Origin of the sequence: Neobacillus drentensis, assembly GCF_036965645.1 — a bacterium.
Classification (GTDB): Bacteria; Bacillota; Bacilli; order Bacillales; family Cytobacillaceae; genus Neobacillus; species Neobacillus drentensis_D.
The window spans coordinates 80,228-96,347 of record NZ_JBALPZ010000060.1 but is presented as its reverse complement, the minus strand read 5'-3'; the positions used below and the strand labels follow the sequence as shown (position 1 = coordinate 96,347).

Here is a 16,120-nt window from a genome sequence, read left to right as displayed (position 1 = left end):
AATAGTTCATAATCCTGATAAGTAGGTGTTATCGAAGTTGAAAAGCTTTGATGGTTGATTCCAAAAAAATGAAACCGATTTCATAATTTCGCTAAAATGAAACGCTTACATTAATTTGGTAACACAGATCCTTTTCATCACCTCCTTAATAGCCTCTAATATGTGTTTTCTAAACGAACATTGAGCAGCCTTTTAAATGCTGCTTAATTTTTCGGCCGTATTAACTTTTTCTGAACATATAAGTTGTATAATATATGGCAACTCTAATATTACTTGATACTTTAATGAAACTTGTTTTTTTGAAACCCATTTCAAAAACAAGTTAACTAGATACTTAAGTTATAAGAATTTTTTAACAATTGCACCTAAATTTTACATGATAATCTTCTACTGTGTCATGGGTCTATTTTCTCAAGTTAACTACTGCTTGCATAAAATTCAAGTGGAGATGGATACTACCATTTTAAGGGGGTATGATAGTGGATTTAAATTCATTATGCTATCTCGGACTTGGATTGATTAGTATGATTCTTCTTATTTATATATGTATAAAATCAGATGTCAGACTAGCCTTATTAACTTTTATTGGAATGGTCGGGTTTGGGTATATTGTTGAGGCTGTCATTTACAACTTTTTAAGCAGCTATCAATATTTTCCTCATATCATCAAACATGAGCCTGTTTATGATAGTGCTTTGGGGGCCATCGCATCTAATGCCTTAACATTACCTGTGACTGCCACCTTTCTCGCAGTTTTTCGCAAAAATTTGCTTTGGGTGGCATTTATGATTGCTCTTTATGCGGGGATCGAATGGCTATTTTTAGAACTTCACATCTATAAGCATTACTGGTGGAAGATCTACTTTACTTCGATTGGCCTTTGCTTCTATTTTATGTTTGCTAAATTCCTTTATCATAAATTGAATGGCCCTTTAAAAGGTTTTCTTCATACCTTTTGTTTATATCTCATTATAAGTCCCTTTTCAGGTTCACTACATTTTATCCCGATTATGTTTTTTTCTAATCGCTATTATGAGTTTGGTTTATTTACGAACCAGGCTAAAGATACGACCGCTTTTGCATCAATATTCTATTTAAGTGCCAGCCTTGTTTACGTGTTAATCGCCAAAATTCATCCTTTTCCACTATGGGTTAAATACTCTGTTACAGGACTTTGTATGTATAGCGCCACTCTCATACTAAGTCACGTTGGAATTCTCCACAGTTTAGTTTGGTGGGACATATGGTACTATATTGCGCTGTCTCTTCTCTGTCTTCTCTTTACGATGTACATTAGTAAAAGTCTCTATAAAGGACCCTTGACCACCAGAATCTAACCCAAAAGCGGTTCAACCTATCGGTTGAACCGCTTTTGACATTGTGGCAAAGTGAGTAATGGTGTCAGGCACCACGTTTGAGTTGTTTGAATTGGCCCTTTGAAAGAACGGTTTTTTCGAGGCGATGGGCCATTATTGCAGCTAGGACGGATAAGATGATATCCTTTGGCAGCGGGGCAACCATCCATAGCCATGCCATTTTGTAAGTAAAGCCTTCTGGTGCCGCTGCCCAGAGTTTGTAAGCAAAGTACATCCAGTTGGTTCCGAACAGATAGTTGACCGCCATTCCGATTAATGAAGCAGTGATAAATACAGGAAGGCTTTTATTCCTTTCAACCATTTTACCAATCAAAAATGCTGCCAATATATAAGAAAGAATAAAGCCAAATGTTGGTCTTATAATGATGGAAAGCCCGCCGGTAAAGTCAGCAAAAACAGGAACTCCGACTAAGCCTACTAACATATATACGATCATAGCAATTGAACCTAAACGGCTTCCTAAGATCGCTCCTGCTAAAATAGCAAAAAATGTTTGTAGTGTAATCGGAACTCCGCCCACATGTAAAAATGGAGCAATCGTCGAAATATTGGCCCCAATCGCCATTAGTGCCACAAACATAGCTGCAAGTGTTAAATCTAGTGCTCTTAAATTTCTCATTTAATCCCCCACCCATATTTTTTATCTTATCTTTAAGATAATTGGTAAGGGTGACAATTGTCAACTAAAAATAAATATTAGTTAACAATATGAATATCGAAAACAAGCAATAGTCAATTTCCTTATTTATTACGGCAGTTTTTACAAACTTGAATGGTTTCGCCTGTTTCTGTTTTATGTGAATAGAGCAATTTTATCCCGGTTCTTGCGCATAATGGGCATGTCCCCCGTCCATTTGAAGGAAGGTTGCTGATTGTTTTTCCTCTGTTTCTCTTTGCCATTCTGATCATCCTTTTTCTATTAATCTTGTTTCTTTATCTAATGATGGACTGGCACAAATATTGTTAGGCAAATAACGGTTTTAAGATAAATTTTTTGTCCCGATTATATAGCCGTTAAGCACATGGACTAGCCGTTATCGCACCAGACCTCCCTCTCGTTTTACTATTTTTTCACAACACAACATACATATTAATTAGATTGAATTTGCCGTTATTGTCCGCACGACAGTTGTCCCCCCGCATAAGATAGAAATAAGAGGTGTTTAAGTTTTTTATCGAAGGGAAAGATGTGGTGTTTCAATATGAAAAATAACTCAGCGTACCATCATACATTTCAAAATCTTCAAGAGAATGGACTTTCATTCGAGCAGGTGTTTGAGCGGATTGTTACCTTTATGTCATTAAATCCAAAGGGGAACTACCGCTTAATGGTAGGTACAGATTCACAAGTCCATAAATCTCACACGGTCTTTATCACCGGAATTGTTATTCAAAATAAAGGGAATGGGGTATGGGCCTGTATAAGAAAAGTCGTTGTTCCAAGGAAGATGATCCAGCTTCACGAGCGAATTTCACTTGAATTATCGTTAACGGAGGAAATTGTAGCCATGTTCACCGAAGAACGAAAAACTAAGCTTATCACGATCGTCCTCCCGTATGTTTATGAAGGAGCAACCTTCACCATGGAAGGGCATATCGATATTGGGGCTGGCAAACGCAATAAGACAAGAGAATTTGTCAAGGAAATGGTGACAAGAATGGAATCCATGGGGGTAGAACCAAAAATTAAACCAGATGCTTTTGTAGCTTCAAGCTATGCCAATCGCTATACGAAATAAAGCGTCAGACACCGGATTTCACTTGGTGCCTGACGCTTTTTTATACAAAAATCTTTTTTATAGGGCAGCTTCTACCTCTTTTGTCATACTTTTCAGCGATTTTAACCCGCCGCCGCTTAGATACCAGGAGTCAGCATCTAAGTAGATAATTTTATTATTTTTATAGGCTGATGTGTTTTTAACAAGTTCATTTTCTACAATTTCTTTGGCGCCAATTTCGCCGCCAACAGCCGTTGCCCGGTCAATCACAAACAAAACATCAGGATTTTTTTCCTTAATATATTCAAACGTAATACTTTGTCCATGAGTAGAAACCTCAATTTTTTCATCGGCCGCACCGAAGCCAAAAACATCATGGATAATACCAAAACGAGAGCTTGGGCCGTAGGCACTTACTTTTCCTTCGTTCGCTAGGACAACGAGGCCTTTTTGGTCAAGAGCAGATGCTTTTTTATTTAACGTCTGCACACTTTCTTCAACATCCTTTATTTCACTAGCTACCTGATCTTCTTTTCCAAAAATCTCACCGATTAAATTCATATTTTTTGTAAAGGAATCCATGTAATTTGTATAATCTATCCCTACATAAACGGTTGGAGCAATCTCCGCAAACTGATCGTATAACTCCGCTTGACGGCCTGAGATAAAAATAACATCCGGCTTCAACGCGTGAATCGCCTCAAAATCTGGTTCTTTCAAGCTGCCTACATTCGTATATTTCTTATCAGCATATTTTTTTAAATAAGAAGGAATCGTTGCTTGGGGAACTCCTGTTACTTCAATACCTAACTCATCTAGGGTGTCTAAGACACCAAAATCAAACACAACAACCTTCTTCGGATTCTTCTCTACTTCTGCTTCACCATATTCATGCTTAATTGTTATCTTCTCCTCAGATTGTTCACCAGAGGCTGTTTGTGAAGCCTCCTCCTCTTTTGTCCCGCCGCAAGCAGCTAACACCAAAATCACTGTAAAAATAAACCCAAGTAAACCCCACTTTTTCATCTAACCCACTCTCCCTTTTTTTATGAATTGGTTCTGTTAAACGATATTGTTGTTTTTTATTCTCTGTTGATTGGATCGGATAAGCTCGACTCCTGCGGGAGTACGGGTCAGGGGAGACCCCACAGGCGCAGCTGCGCCGAGGAGGCTCCCCGGCACGCCCGCGGGTTTGCTGAGCGCCTGGAACGGAAATCAACAGCCAAATTTTACAGAGCCTAAGAATTAAAATAAACGCAGATTCGGCAATTGTTCATTTCTTGAATTGGAATATCCATATCATAAATCTCACTTAAGGCCTCCGATTGAATAATCTCCTCCGTTGGCCCATTTTTGACCACTCTACCTCCCTTCATTGCAACAATCCAGTCTGAATAAACAGAAGCGAAATTAATATCATGGAGGACAATAACAACCGTTTTACCCAATTCATCTACCAGGCTTCGCAGAATTTTCATTATCTGAACAGAATGCTTCATATCTAAATTATTAAGCGGTTCATCTAGCAGGATGTACTGCGTATCTTGAGCAATCACCATCGCAATAAACGCGCGCTGGCGCTGTCCTCCTGATAATTCGTCCAAAAAGCAATCCTGCAGTTCTGTAAGATGCATGTATTCTAACGATTGATCCACCATCCGCTCATCCTCCTCCGTAAGCCGCCCCTTGGAGTAGGGAAACCGCCCGAATGAGACCAGTTCGCGAACCGTGAGCCGGACATTCATATAATTGGACTGCTTTAGGATGGAAACCGATTTGGCAAAATCGTTCGACTTCATCTTGCGGACATTGGATGTATTAAGAAGCACCTCACCTGTATCTGCATCGAGAAGCCTGCTGACCATCGACAGGAGCGTCGATTTCCCAGCGCCATTAGGCCCTATGAAGGAAGTAATTTTTCCAGGCTGAATATTAACGGTCACATCTTCGACAACCGCCTTCTTCCCGTAAAACTTCGATAATGACTTTACTTGGATCATGCAGCTTTCCTCTCCTTTAGTAATAAATAGATAAAGTAGATCCCGCCGAAAAAGTTAATAATCACGCTGAGTGTGGTTGAGAAAGTAAAGATTCTTTCAACCACCCATTGCCCGCCGACAAGGGCGATGACACTCATGACAATCGCGCCGCTGATGAGAACCTTATGTTTATACGTTTTAAAAAACTGATAAGAAAGGTTCGCCACAATTAAGCCAAAAAAGGTAATCGGCCCTACAAGTGCGGTTGAAATGGAAATAAAGATGGCCACAATCATCAGCATTTTTTTCACAATTGAATCGTAGGGGACACCAAGATTAATGGCCCACTCCCTTCCAAGTGATAAGACATCGAGATATCTCATATAGCGCCATGCGTAAATGATTATGGCACAAACCAGCACCAGTGCCAGCCATACCAAATCCGAATTGATATTGTTAAAACTAGCAAACATTCGGTCTTGGACAATCTGAAACTCATTTGGATCAATTAGCACCTGAAAGAAAGTAGATATACTTGAGAAAAAGGTGCCGACAATAATTCCAACGAGTAGTAAAAAGTAAATGGACTGACTGCCCTTTTTAAAGAGAAGCCGGTATAGAACAAGGGCAAATACAATCATAACGACAATAGAAATAACGAAGTTAACCTGTTTATTAACCGCCACTATGTGCTCCGAACCAAGAAAGAAAATGATTACGGTTTGCAAGAGTAAATAGAGGGCATCAAGACCCATTATGCTCGGTGTTAAGATGCGATTATGGGTAATCGTTTGAAAAACGACTGTCGCATAGGCAATCGTAAATCCAGTGATGATCATGGCGATGACCTTAACCGCCCTTTTGGGAAGAGCATAATCAAAGCTGCCATTAAGGTCATGAAATAAGTAAATCCCGCAGCACAACAGTGCGACTAAGACTAAGCTCCCCATTTTTATCCACAGGTTACGCATAAGCTCTCCTCCTAAACAGAAGATAGAGGAAGATGCCGCTGCCTATGACCCCAACCATCAAGCTAATTGAAATCTCATAGGGATAAATGATAATTCTCCCTAGAATATCGCAAACTAGCAAAAAGCTCGCTCCCAGCAAGGCCGTATGCGGCAGCGTTTTTTGCAGGTGGTCACCTTTAAAAATGGAGATGATATTCGGGATAATTAGACCGAGAAACGGAATCATTCCGACTGTTAGTACAACAGTGACTGTAATTAGGGCAACGAGCACCAGTCCAATATTGACGATTCTCCGATAGGCAAGGCCTAAATTTTTTGAAAAATCTTCACCCATTCCGGCCACTGTAAAACGATTGGCATAGAAATAGGCGATAATTAGAATCGGAATACTTATGTATAAGAGTTCATAGCGCCCTTTCATAATCATGGAAAAATCCCCTTGGAGCCAGGCGGACATATTTTGAATCACATCTGCCCTGTAGGCAAAAAACGTTGTGACCGATGATAATATGTTGCCGAACATTAAGCCGACTAGTGGAATGAAAATCGCATCCTTCAACTTAATTCGGTCAAGGATTTGCATGAATAAAAATGTTCCCGCAAGCGCAAAAGCAAAAGCAACCAGCATTTTTTGCATCATCGTGGCATTTGCAAACAGCAGCATCGAAACCAATATTCCTAAGCGGGTAGCATCTAGTGTTCCGGCAGTTGTCGGTGAGACAAATTTGTTACGGCTGAGCTGCTGCATGATGAGTCCGGCAATGCTCATGCCCGCCCCAGCAAGAATGATGGCCGCCAGCCTTGGTACCCTGCTGATCAGAAATATTTGTGTTTCTTCAGATTGGAAGTTTATGAGATCGATAGGCGAAATGCTGCTAACCCCTGTAAATAATGAGATCCCTGACAATATAGCTAAACCCAACAATAGATATCGTTTCTTCATCGCAGTCTCCAAAGATTATTTTTATTTAAATGATATTGAAAATCATTATCATTTAAATAAAGTATAAACAATTGAGGAAAATAGTGTCAATACCTAATTGAGAATTTTTATCAACTATATAATAACCTGTTCGAAAAAAATCACCCCTATGTTTGTAATCAAAATTACTGTCCTTTTTTTTCCCCCTAACATATTGGACTTCCAGCACCTCATAAATTGAGGATTAGGGGGTGATTGAGTGAAGAGGAGACTATTCGCCATTGTTTTACCTTTCATTTTGCTGTTGTCAGGATGCTTTAATGACCCAGTACAAGACGATTTGCTAAATTATGTGAATAAAGAAATGAAACAAGCAGGGAAGTTAGAAGCAGCAGCGGTTTCTGCTTACGAAGGTGTGTCCGGAGCGAATTATACGGATGATCAAACGATGTACGATGCGTTAACCAAGAAGGTCATTCCAAACTATAATGAATTTATTAAAGAATTGGACTCAGTCAATATAGAAACTGATGAGTTAAAGAAAATACATGAGATTTATATTGAGGGGGCTGATATTCAATTTAAAGCATTTATTACCATAAAACAGGCCCTCGAGGAGCAGGATCCCGCGCTGGTTCAAGAGGCAAATGATATGCTTGCCGATGCAAGAGAGCATATCCGGGATTATAACAGTAAGTTGAACAACCTAGCAAAGGAACATGATGTAAAATTAAAGAATAACTAATACTTATGTGGTTTACAAAACTCATGCAGTGCCCGCTCTCCTTCTATGTAATAATGACGGGCACTGCGCTTTTGTATTTGTAGTATAATGACCTCCTCCGAAATGGAACACCTGTGGCACGGCTAGGATCTCTTTCGCATGGGGGGTAACTCAAGATAGGTAAAGGCTCTCCAAACCCACTCCAATGGACCGAACTTGAAATAACGAAGCCATATAGTACTATAGATTAATTGGAAGATATAAATAGCCAAGCATATATAGAGGGTTTGAAGATAGTTAATATGATTTTGCAGATGCAGGATTTTTCCTGCCAGTAAGATTAATGTTGTTTGCATTAAATAATTAGTAAACGCCATTCGGCCATAGCTTTTTAAAGGAGATAATAATTTACGAATAAAGGGTAATTGTATCAGCATCACCATGCATCCCGCATAAAAGGCGGAAATCACAGGACCAATTGTAATGCCAATGCTCATAAATTTCTCCGTTTGGAAGGAAATGGATTCATCCGCAGTCCTTTCGATCAAGGACGGTTCAGATTGATATTGAAAAATCAGCCCCATCGTAGCTAGAGCGAGCATGATTTCTGTGAAAACTGCAGTTGTTTTCATGTGTGCCGTGATTCTCTCAAACAGATGATATTGGCCTGCAGCGATTCCCAACAGCATTAACGGTATAACCATAAAGATTTTTGAACCAAACAAGCCTATTACCGCTAGCATGATAATGCCAAAGATGAGATTTACCCTTTTGTCCACTTTGTAAAAGGGCAGGAGAATTAGGCCTGAGACGGCATAGATTGTCAAGGCTTCTCCTGGATGAAATTGCACATGTACCCATCCAAACAGAAATAACACAATCATCCTCCGTAGAAATAAAATATACCCTTTTTTCCCTTTTGTATTGGCACGGTTGATAAAAAGATATAAGCCGACACCAAACAAGAAGGTGAAAATCGTATAAAAACGGCCTTCGATAAATAAATACAAAAACCGCCAATAAAGAGCATCCGCTGAATTTGCTGCCGGGGGATTGGCGGCCAACAATGTCCCAATATTAACCAAAATAATTCCCAGCAAAGCAAACCCCCGCAAATAATCCAACACATCAATCCGCTCATTTTCCCCTATTGCACTCATAGTAATCTCCTAATCAGTTTCTTTTACCATGTCACTAGTTTAACATGTATTCTTAATGTTAATGGTGCCTGTCACCAATAGTGAGCTTTATATTTTTTTTATGTTAATGAACATAGTTATACTCGGATTCATAATTTATTTATATACGGAACTTATACTGAGATGAAAAAAAACCGTGGCTCCCTATTACCACGGCTTAATAAGTGTGCAAATATGAAGAGTGTTAATCCATCCTTTGTCGGCCAAACAAGTTTGGATTTTTTTTTGGGCTTCTTTTTTTAACCAAGTGGATCACCTATCCTTTTCCTTTCCATTTTTATAGACTGATAACCTCATCGAGGTATTTCTTCTCTAATTCACTGAAGTGCTCCCCCGAACAAACTGGAGACCCAATAATATAAGATTACTAACGTAAACAAGGTGGCGGGTGGTATAACAACTACTGTCACTTTTACATACTCCCACCAAGAAAACTTGATCTTTCCTTTTCGAATAATATGCATCCACATCAGGGTCGCGAGAGTACCCATTGGCAGCAGTAATGAACCCATATCACTTCCAATAACGTTAGCCAAATAAGCAACTTTCAAGGTAAGCATGTCTAGCCCCATATGTGTTAACGTAAGCGTCCCAACCATTAGGGCTGGATGATTGTTAAAGATATTAGATAGAACGGATAGCAGTGTCCCCATCATCACACTAGCATGCAGTAAACTTCCGGAAACCATCGGCCGCATAAATCCGATTAACCAGTCCGTTAAACCAATATTGTTAAGGCCATAGATGATGACGTACATACTAAACGCGAAAACGAGGATATACCAAGGTGTCTTTTTGATCATATCCACCGGTGGAATTTTTAGGTAAGCCCATCTCCAGCCCAGCAGGACAAGCGAACCAATTACAGCCATGACGGACACAGGAATACCAATGTAAGAGGCGACAAACAGGCTTATCCTCACCGCGAATACAAACAGAAGAACATTCCGCATAAACTTGGACCGCTCTTTTCCGGAAGAATATTTGGGTCCCGGCTTAAGTGGATGGTAAGATGTGAGTGTTAATCCACTTACCTTGACAGGAACTGTTTTCGGTAAGACTTTTTTAAATCGAAGGTACAGCAGAAAAACTAAGAACAGAAGCCCGAGCGTTGCTGGTACAAACATCATCGCTGTGTGCAAATACAAACTCATATGCACGATTTTAAGTGCGATCAGGTTCACAATATTACTTACACCAATTGGCGCACTCGATGCTGTCGCTACAAGCCCGCCTGATAATAAATACGGAATTTTTTGATGGTTCTTCAACCCCATATTATTTAACAGCATGACCAAAATTGGTGTAGTGATTAAGATACTTCCATCATTGTTAAAAAATAGGGTCATTAGGAAGCATAAGAGATTCACATACCAAAATAACCGAATCCCGGACCCACGAGCCTTTTCAGCCAGCTTCTCGGCAACCCAGTTAAAGAATCCAAAACTTTCTAACACGATCGCCATGACTATTGTCGCGATAATGGTTATGGCCGCACCGCTTATCGTTTCGGTAATCAATCCAAGGTCAGACAGCGACACACTGCCGCTTAATAATACAAATACCGCCCCAATTGTTGCCGGAATCGCTTCATTAACCCCTTTTGGTCTCCAAAGAATAAATATTAACGTAACCACAAAAGATAGGATCGTCATCCATACCATTGGTTGAAATAACATGTCTATCCCCTTTCATTCTAGTTAGTAATTCATGATGTTTCATGAGACGGACCTGCCTCCTCCCTCAGGTTTGTCAACACTTGTCCCTCCCTTCCATTTATCTCTCTGTATGACTGTACTTCATGATATGTAACCCAAATGAGACAGGCTCTAGGTTTGTACCCTTTTCCAGGATAAATCCACGTAAATCTAGATAATAAAAAGGTGACAGGCACCACGGATGGACATTTGTCCAACTGTGGTGCCTGTCACCCTCACTGTTTGTACTTATATTATACGGTTTGGCCAATCGGTAATTTCATCGTTCCATTTGCGGCAAAGTTTGTGTGCCACGATAATGCTTTTTCTAAAACATGAGGAGTTTGTCCTCCTCTGATTCGTGCTTCTTGATAATACTCGCACAGCTGTTCGCGATACAACGGATGGGCACAGCTCTCAATTATTAACTCCGCCCGCTCCCTTGGTGCCAATCCACGCAGATCTGCATATCCCTGCTCTGTCACAATAACGTCCACGTCATGCTCTGTATGATCGACATGGGACACAAACGGGACAATACTTGAAATCTTTCCCCCTTTTGCTATCGACTTTGTTACAAAAATAGCTAAGCGGGCATTACGTGCGAAATCCCCTGAGCCGCCAATCCCATTCATCATCTTAGTGCCTAGTACATGGGTAGAGTTGACATTCCCATAGATGTCCAATTCCAAAGCCGTGTTAATCGAAATTAACCCCAGACGGCGAATGATTTCTGGATGATTTGATATCTCCTGCGGCCTCATGATTAACCGGTCACGATACTTTTCGAAGTTCCCGTAAACCTCCTTCATTTTTCCGTCAGAAAGGGTAATGGAACAGCATGAAGCAAAATTCACCTTACCGGCATCAAGTAAGTCAAATACAGCATCCTGCAATACCTCTGAATAGACTTCTAAGTCAGTAAACTCCGAATCCAGCATGCCGTGCAGGACAGCATTAGCCACTGAACCAATCCCTGATTGAAGCGGGGCAAGCCGTTCCGTCAATCTTCCTGTCCTCACTTCCGTCCGCAAAAACTCTATCAAATGGTTCGCCATAACAACTGTCTCATCATCAGGCTGAACAATCGTCGATGGAGAATCTAGCTGATTTGTAAAAACAATCCCTTTCACCTTTTCGATATCCACCGGAATACCGATGGTACCGATTCGATCGTCGACCTTTGTTAAAGGGACCGGACCTCGCTCCCCCTGCTTTCCGGGGTCGTATAAATCATGGAGGCCTTCAAGATTGACTTGGTGCGCCAAATTGATTTCTATAATGATAGATTTAGCATTTAAAGCAAATGTGAGGGAGTTCCCAACTGAAGTGGTTGGAATTACTAATCCCTCCTCCGTCACAGAGAACGCTTCCAAAATTGCAAAATCGACAGGCTCCATTACACCCGCTCTTACTAATTCCGCCGTATGTGATAGGTGCTGGTCTACAAACAGCATTTCCCCATTATTAATTTTACTCCGCATGGTCGGATCAGCCTGGAAGGGAAGTCTTTTTCCAAGAATCCCAGCCTCTGCAAATAACTTATCAACATCAGATCCCAAGGACGCACCCGTATACACATTTACCTTAAATGTTTCCTTTTCAGCACGCTTGACTAAAGCGAATGGAACCGCTTTCACGTCGCCTGCACGTGTAAACCCGCTTAAACCTAAAGTCATCCCGTCTTGTATCCATGAAGCCGCCTCTTCTGGTGTTACGATACGATCTAACAAGCGATGATCACGAATCCGTTCTACGTTATTCTCCATTCTATCTCCCACTCCCCCAAGTGAAATTTGAGATAATTGTAACCGATAAAGGGTATCATATTGAGGTTTTAAGGATATATTATGGAAAATTCAGATAAAACAGCATTATTACACTCTCAAACAGAATTTACTTAAAAACCTAGCAATCTTCGAAAATAACTTGCATACGATTGACTCACAGGGACTTTGTCGCCGTTATCCATCGACAAGATGAAGGTGGAGTGAGTGTCAGGAAAAATCGCTTTAATATGATTTACATTTACGATAAACGAGCGATGACAACGGATAAAATAATCCTTTGGCAAATGAAACTCAAATTCCTGTAAAGAGTATTTATGTGTACCGTTAAGTTCCATAGTGGTAACATACGTTTTTTTATCCTTGGCTTCGATATAGATCACTTGAGCAAAAGGGACCGGTATCCATCCATCCTCTGTTTTGATCGTCACAACCAGCTTTCCGCTCGTTAAAGCAGGATAAATAGCGGTCACACAACCTTCAAGCCTGCCTTCATGAAAGAAAGGAACCGCCATGCCGTGATAAGGGACGCCAAATAGGTCCCGATTTATAAACTCCGAAATCTTTTGTTTTGAATGGATCGCTTTATAGGCTATCGTCCCCTCCTTCAGAGGATCCCCTGCCCTGATCTTCAAATCAACCCGCTTACTCGGCCGGAAATAAATATATTCCCGGGTATTAGAAACGGCAATCGAAATCTCCTCCGAAAATAACTCACTAATTACATCTAAAAGAGAAACAACTGTAATACCTTCCATACACTATAACTCCCTTGGAGAGATTGTTAATGGTGACAGGCACCATTTCTACTATTTTACCACTCTTCTGATTGTTTTCCTTTATCCCGGTGCGGCCTTATTCTTCGTCTTCTTCGATTAGAGGGTTTTGGGATTCTTTGTAGATTTTTTTGGCTTGGTGTCTGTCTGTGACTTGCAGTTTGTTGAGGATATTGGAAATATGATTAGCGACGGTTTTGGAACTTAGCTGCAGCCGGGCACCAATTTGTGTATTTGTATATCCTTCTGAGATCAGCTCTAACACCTCCAGCTCCCGGCTCGTAAGCTCGCTAAGCGCAGGACTCACGAGGTCCTTTTTCTGCGGCATTGTAAAATAGTTCATCATCCGGGCCGCAATATCAGAGCTAAATACCGCTCCACCATTTCCAACCATTCGAATCGAATGGAGCAGCTCCATTTCCCCCGCATCCTTTAACACATAGCCCCTTGCTCCCACCTGCATGGCCGTAAATACCGATTTATCATTCTTTAACATCGTAACTATTAATATTTTCATTTCAGGCTGCTTCTCGCGTATAACCCGGGTCGCCTCAATTCCGTTTAGCCCCGGCATACGAATATCCATCACCATTACATCAGGCTGAAGTTCTAACGCGAGCTTTACCGCCTCCTCACCTGAAGCCCCTTCACCAATCACTTCTAGGTCATCCGTCGTCTGAATAAGATTGCGAACTCCACTCCGAAATAATGGGTGATCATCTATTAATACTACTTTCATAGGCTTTCTCCTTTCCCTGCGAAAACGGTAAAACGGCCCTTACCCTTGTTCCACCCAGCTCTGATTTTTCAAAAAGGCATTGCCCCCCTAACTCAGCCGTACGTTCCCTAATCGACTTCATTCCAATGCCGCCATTAATCGATGGCTTCAAAGATACTGGTAAGCCAATCCCGTCATCACATACTTCAATCTCAAGCTCGGAGCCAAAATAAACAGAAATCCTAACTACACACTCAGTTGCCTCCGCATGTTTGACGACATTCACAAGAGCCTCTGTTATAATCCGGTAGGCCGCCACCTCCACGGCAGCAGGCAAAATCGGAAGCTGCGAAGGTGATTCTAAAGACACCTTTAACACTCCTGACGCCTCTTCCCCATCCGACTTATTTGTACTTGTTGATTTTCGTATCTCATTCATCCTCGCTTCAATCGATCCAATCAGCCCAAATTCATCTAATGTCGGCGGCCGTAAATCATGAACCATCGTACGAATTTCATTTACTGTCGTTCGAATCACTCCACGCAGTTCCCCCAGCAGCTCGACTGCCTTATCCGGCTGTTTATTCACATATTGCTCGGCCGCTGCTACGTTAAAAGATAAAGATAGAAGTCGCGGCGCAAGGTCGTCGTGTAAATTCCTTCGAATCTGCAGCCTCTCCTCTTCACGGGCAAGGACCAGCTTCTCCCTTGACTCCTGCAAATCTCTTGCTAATAACTGTATCCCCCAAGTCATTTTTATATTTTGTAAAATGACTCCTGTCTGCCTTAGTAACACATCGATCAAGCGTAAATCTTCCTGGGAAAAAGCCTCACCAAGTGAACGGCTCGAAACCATAATCGTCCCAAGCTCCTCCCCGCTGTGAACAATGGAAAAGGAATGAACATCAAAAGCAGCCTCTCTTTTTCCTGCAGCAGCTGCCATTTTTTCTTCATCATTTACTTTAATAAAAATCCCAACATACGGAAGCCGCAATGCGCTTTTTATCGTACCTGCCACCTCCTGTATGGCCTCTTCCGGTGGCAATGGCTGGACCATATGGTCGCCCATTTCCTTTAAGACCGCATAAGGATCATCATGCCGTCCCTTCATTACACGGTTCAAAATCCGCTGAAGTCTTTCTTTTATAGGTGAAAAAAGAACCGCCACAACTCCCGTTGACACCAATGAAACAATAAAATTGTCCTTTGTCTTGAATAAACTGCCAAGATATATCACAATACCTGCGTAAAGTAAAATAATCGTTAGCGTTAAAGTCCCATAAAGAATCGTCCGATTCACGAGCGGGTCGATATCCCATAACCGATGCCTTAAAATCGCCAACGCCAATGTTAACGGTATAATAGCCACGACTACATACAGCAAGGCACTCAAATAAATATAAGAAACAGGGCTATCCGCAAACACTGGATATACAAAAAAGCCGCTTATGATAACTGAACCGAGGAGCGAGATGACGGCCCCATAGACCACCCATTTTGTTTGCTGCTTTTCAATAGAACTGGACACCTTAAGGTAACGATAGACCTGCGAAAAAATGGTTACGCCCATCATCGTTAAATAGTAGAGAAGCCTGCCTGTACTTGACCAATTTAGTAAATCGAATGACGTCCCCGGAAAAAGAAAACTTACGAGTTGAACGATACAAAAAGGGACAAATACAAGCACCGTCCAGCGAGGTACAAACCTTCCTTTCGGAAAAAGCATCAAGAATAGAAAAAATGTCATCCTCCCTACGCCAGCAATCCCTTCTGGAACTCTTGCCAAAAACGGACTGTCTTCTGATCCGATATAGACCAGCGAAGTAAACGTCGTTCCATATGCCACGAGAGCCACCATCGCTAGCAGCCCCAGCAAATCCCGCTTACTTTTTAAAAAAACAAGAAAGGCGGCAAGATAAAAAAGAAAAGAAAAGGTACATTCAATGATCACAAACCATAACGAATAGGTGTCCGGGGTTAGATGATAAGCACTTAAAGCCTCTAATGTTGTGGGCGGGGCAGGGGCCAGTGTGCTGCAAGGCTGGAGCGTACAGTCCGTGCGCAGGGTTTCATAATAACTTGGAATACTATTAATATAAAAAACTACCATCAGTACACAGAGTGCCGCCGCCAATACTTGTATCATCAAACTTCCGCGTTGTGTCATCCTATTCACTGACCTCATCCTTTCCACCCCCTGCTTATAGGAAAATTATAACAATGGCCATCTCCCTATGTATACACTGTTTGTTC

General features: G+C 41.3%; 14 protein-coding genes. 3 read left to right on the top strand and 11 right to left on the bottom strand.

Annotation, left to right across the window (positions count from 1 at the left end; translation table 11 throughout):
- The first annotated feature begins 479 nt into the window (after positions 1-479).
- Entirely contained in the window at positions 480-1,337 is an 858-nt protein-coding gene (locus V7266_RS12990) for a hypothetical protein (RefSeq protein ID WP_335468308.1), read from the top strand.
- 64 nt (positions 1,338-1,401) lie between these two features.
- Here the strand turns inward: V7266_RS12990 and V7266_RS12985 are convergent, their stop codons facing one another.
- On the bottom strand, positions 1,402-1,995 hold the full coding sequence (locus tag V7266_RS12985) for a biotin transporter BioY (RefSeq protein WP_335468307.1): 594 nt from the start codon (positions 1,993-1,995) through the stop codon (positions 1,402-1,404).
- A gap of 583 nt (positions 1,996-2,578) precedes the next feature.
- Between V7266_RS12985 and V7266_RS12980 the strand changes: the two genes are divergently transcribed.
- Positions 2,579-3,115, top strand: a complete 537-nt coding sequence (locus V7266_RS12980) for a ribonuclease H-like YkuK family protein (protein ID WP_335468306.1) — start codon at positions 2,579-2,581, stop codon at positions 3,113-3,115.
- Between the two features lie 57 nt (positions 3,116-3,172).
- On the opposite strand, the gene V7266_RS12975 is transcribed toward V7266_RS12980, so the two are convergent.
- The 4 genes from V7266_RS12975 to V7266_RS12960 form a co-directional block, all read right to left on the bottom strand.
- Positions 3,173-4,120, bottom strand: a complete 948-nt coding sequence (locus V7266_RS12975) for a siderophore ABC transporter substrate-binding protein (RefSeq protein ID WP_335468305.1) — start codon at positions 4,118-4,120, stop codon at positions 3,173-3,175.
- Between the two features lie 212 nt (positions 4,121-4,332).
- Positions 4,333-5,094 carry an iron ABC transporter ATP-binding protein gene (locus V7266_RS12970; protein ID WP_335468304.1) on the bottom strand — a complete coding sequence of 254 codons (762 nt, stop codon included), beginning with the start codon at positions 5,092-5,094 and terminating at the stop codon, positions 4,333-4,335.
- Complete coding sequence (locus V7266_RS12965; RefSeq protein WP_335468303.1) at positions 5,091-6,044, bottom strand: iron chelate uptake ABC transporter family permease subunit; 954 nt, start codon at positions 6,042-6,044, stop codon at positions 5,091-5,093. The genes V7266_RS12970 and V7266_RS12965 overlap by 4 nt, the downstream gene beginning before the upstream one ends.
- Positions 6,037-6,987, bottom strand: a complete 951-nt coding sequence (locus V7266_RS12960; RefSeq protein WP_335468302.1) for an ABC transporter permease — start codon at positions 6,985-6,987, stop codon at positions 6,037-6,039. The genes V7266_RS12965 and V7266_RS12960 overlap by 8 nt, the downstream gene beginning before the upstream one ends.
- 238 nt (positions 6,988-7,225) lie before the next feature.
- Here V7266_RS12960 and V7266_RS12955 point away from each other — a divergent pair, with 238 nt between their 5' ends.
- On the top strand, positions 7,226-7,711 hold the full coding sequence (locus V7266_RS12955) for a hypothetical protein (RefSeq protein ID WP_335468301.1): 486 nt from the start codon (positions 7,226-7,228) through the stop codon (positions 7,709-7,711).
- Positions 7,712-7,833: 122 nt separating this feature from the next.
- Here V7266_RS12955 and V7266_RS12950 read toward each other — a convergent pair whose 3' ends face one another.
- From V7266_RS12950 to V7266_RS12925, 6 genes are all read right to left on the bottom strand, one after another.
- Positions 7,834-8,850 carry a DUF418 domain-containing protein gene (locus tag V7266_RS12950; RefSeq protein ID WP_335468300.1) on the bottom strand — a complete coding sequence of 339 codons (1,017 nt, stop codon included), beginning with the start codon at positions 8,848-8,850 and terminating at the stop codon, positions 7,834-7,836.
- Positions 8,851-9,206: 356 nt separating this feature from the next.
- Positions 9,207-10,568, bottom strand: coding sequence for an arsenic transporter (locus tag V7266_RS12945; RefSeq protein WP_335468299.1), 1,362 nt, complete (start codon positions 10,566-10,568; stop codon positions 9,207-9,209).
- 272 nt (positions 10,569-10,840) lie between these two features.
- Positions 10,841-12,355, bottom strand: coding sequence for an acetyl-CoA hydrolase/transferase family protein (locus V7266_RS12940; RefSeq protein ID WP_335468298.1), 1,515 nt, complete (start codon positions 12,353-12,355; stop codon positions 10,841-10,843).
- A gap of 131 nt (positions 12,356-12,486) precedes the next feature.
- On the bottom strand, positions 12,487-13,131 hold the full coding sequence (locus V7266_RS12935) for a LytTR family DNA-binding domain-containing protein (protein WP_335468297.1): 645 nt from the start codon (positions 13,129-13,131) through the stop codon (positions 12,487-12,489).
- A 97-nt stretch (positions 13,132-13,228) separates the two neighbouring features.
- Entirely contained in the window at positions 13,229-13,888 is a 660-nt protein-coding gene (locus V7266_RS12930; RefSeq protein WP_335468296.1) for a response regulator transcription factor, read from the bottom strand.
- Positions 13,866-16,052, bottom strand: a complete 2,187-nt coding sequence (locus V7266_RS12925) for a histidine kinase (RefSeq protein ID WP_335468295.1) — start codon at positions 16,050-16,052, stop codon at positions 13,866-13,868. Before V7266_RS12925 ends, V7266_RS12930 begins: the two co-directional genes overlap by 23 nt.
- Positions 16,053-16,120: the final 68 nt, after the last annotated feature.

Bases quoted from the DNA above. Each gene is read 5' to 3' on its own strand.
- V7266_RS12985 (WP_335468307.1), bottom strand. From the start codon at position 1,995: ATGAGAAATTTAAGAGCACTAGATTTAACACTTGCAGCTATGTTTGTG.
- V7266_RS12980 (WP_335468306.1), top strand. From the start codon at position 2,579: ATGAAAAATAACTCAGCGTACCATCATACATTTCAAAATCTTCAAGAG.
- V7266_RS12975 (WP_335468305.1), bottom strand. From the start codon at position 4,120: ATGAAAAAGTGGGGTTTACTTGGGTTTATTTTTACAGTGATTTTGGTG.
- V7266_RS12970 (WP_335468304.1), bottom strand. From the start codon at position 5,094: ATGATCCAAGTAAAGTCATTATCGAAGTTTTACGGGAAGAAGGCGGTT.
- V7266_RS12965 (WP_335468303.1), bottom strand. From the start codon at position 6,044: ATGCGTAACCTGTGGATAAAAATGGGGAGCTTAGTCTTAGTCGCACTG.
- V7266_RS12960 (WP_335468302.1), bottom strand. From the start codon at position 6,987: ATGAAGAAACGATATCTATTGTTGGGTTTAGCTATATTGTCAGGGATC.
- V7266_RS12950 (WP_335468300.1), bottom strand. From the start codon at position 8,850: ATGAGTGCAATAGGGGAAAATGAGCGGATTGATGTGTTGGATTATTTG.
- V7266_RS12945 (WP_335468299.1), bottom strand. From the start codon at position 10,568: ATGTTATTTCAACCAATGGTATGGATGACGATCCTATCTTTTGTGGTT.
- V7266_RS12940 (WP_335468298.1), bottom strand. From the start codon at position 12,355: ATGGAGAATAACGTAGAACGGATTCGTGATCATCGCTTGTTAGATCGT.
- V7266_RS12935 (WP_335468297.1), bottom strand. From the start codon at position 13,131: ATGGAAGGTATTACAGTTGTTTCTCTTTTAGATGTAATTAGTGAGTTA.
- V7266_RS12930 (WP_335468296.1), bottom strand. From the start codon at position 13,888: ATGAAAGTAGTATTAATAGATGATCACCCATTATTTCGGAGTGGAGTT.
- V7266_RS12925 (WP_335468295.1), bottom strand. From the start codon at position 16,052: ATGAGGTCAGTGAATAGGATGACACAACGCGGAAGTTTGATGATACAA.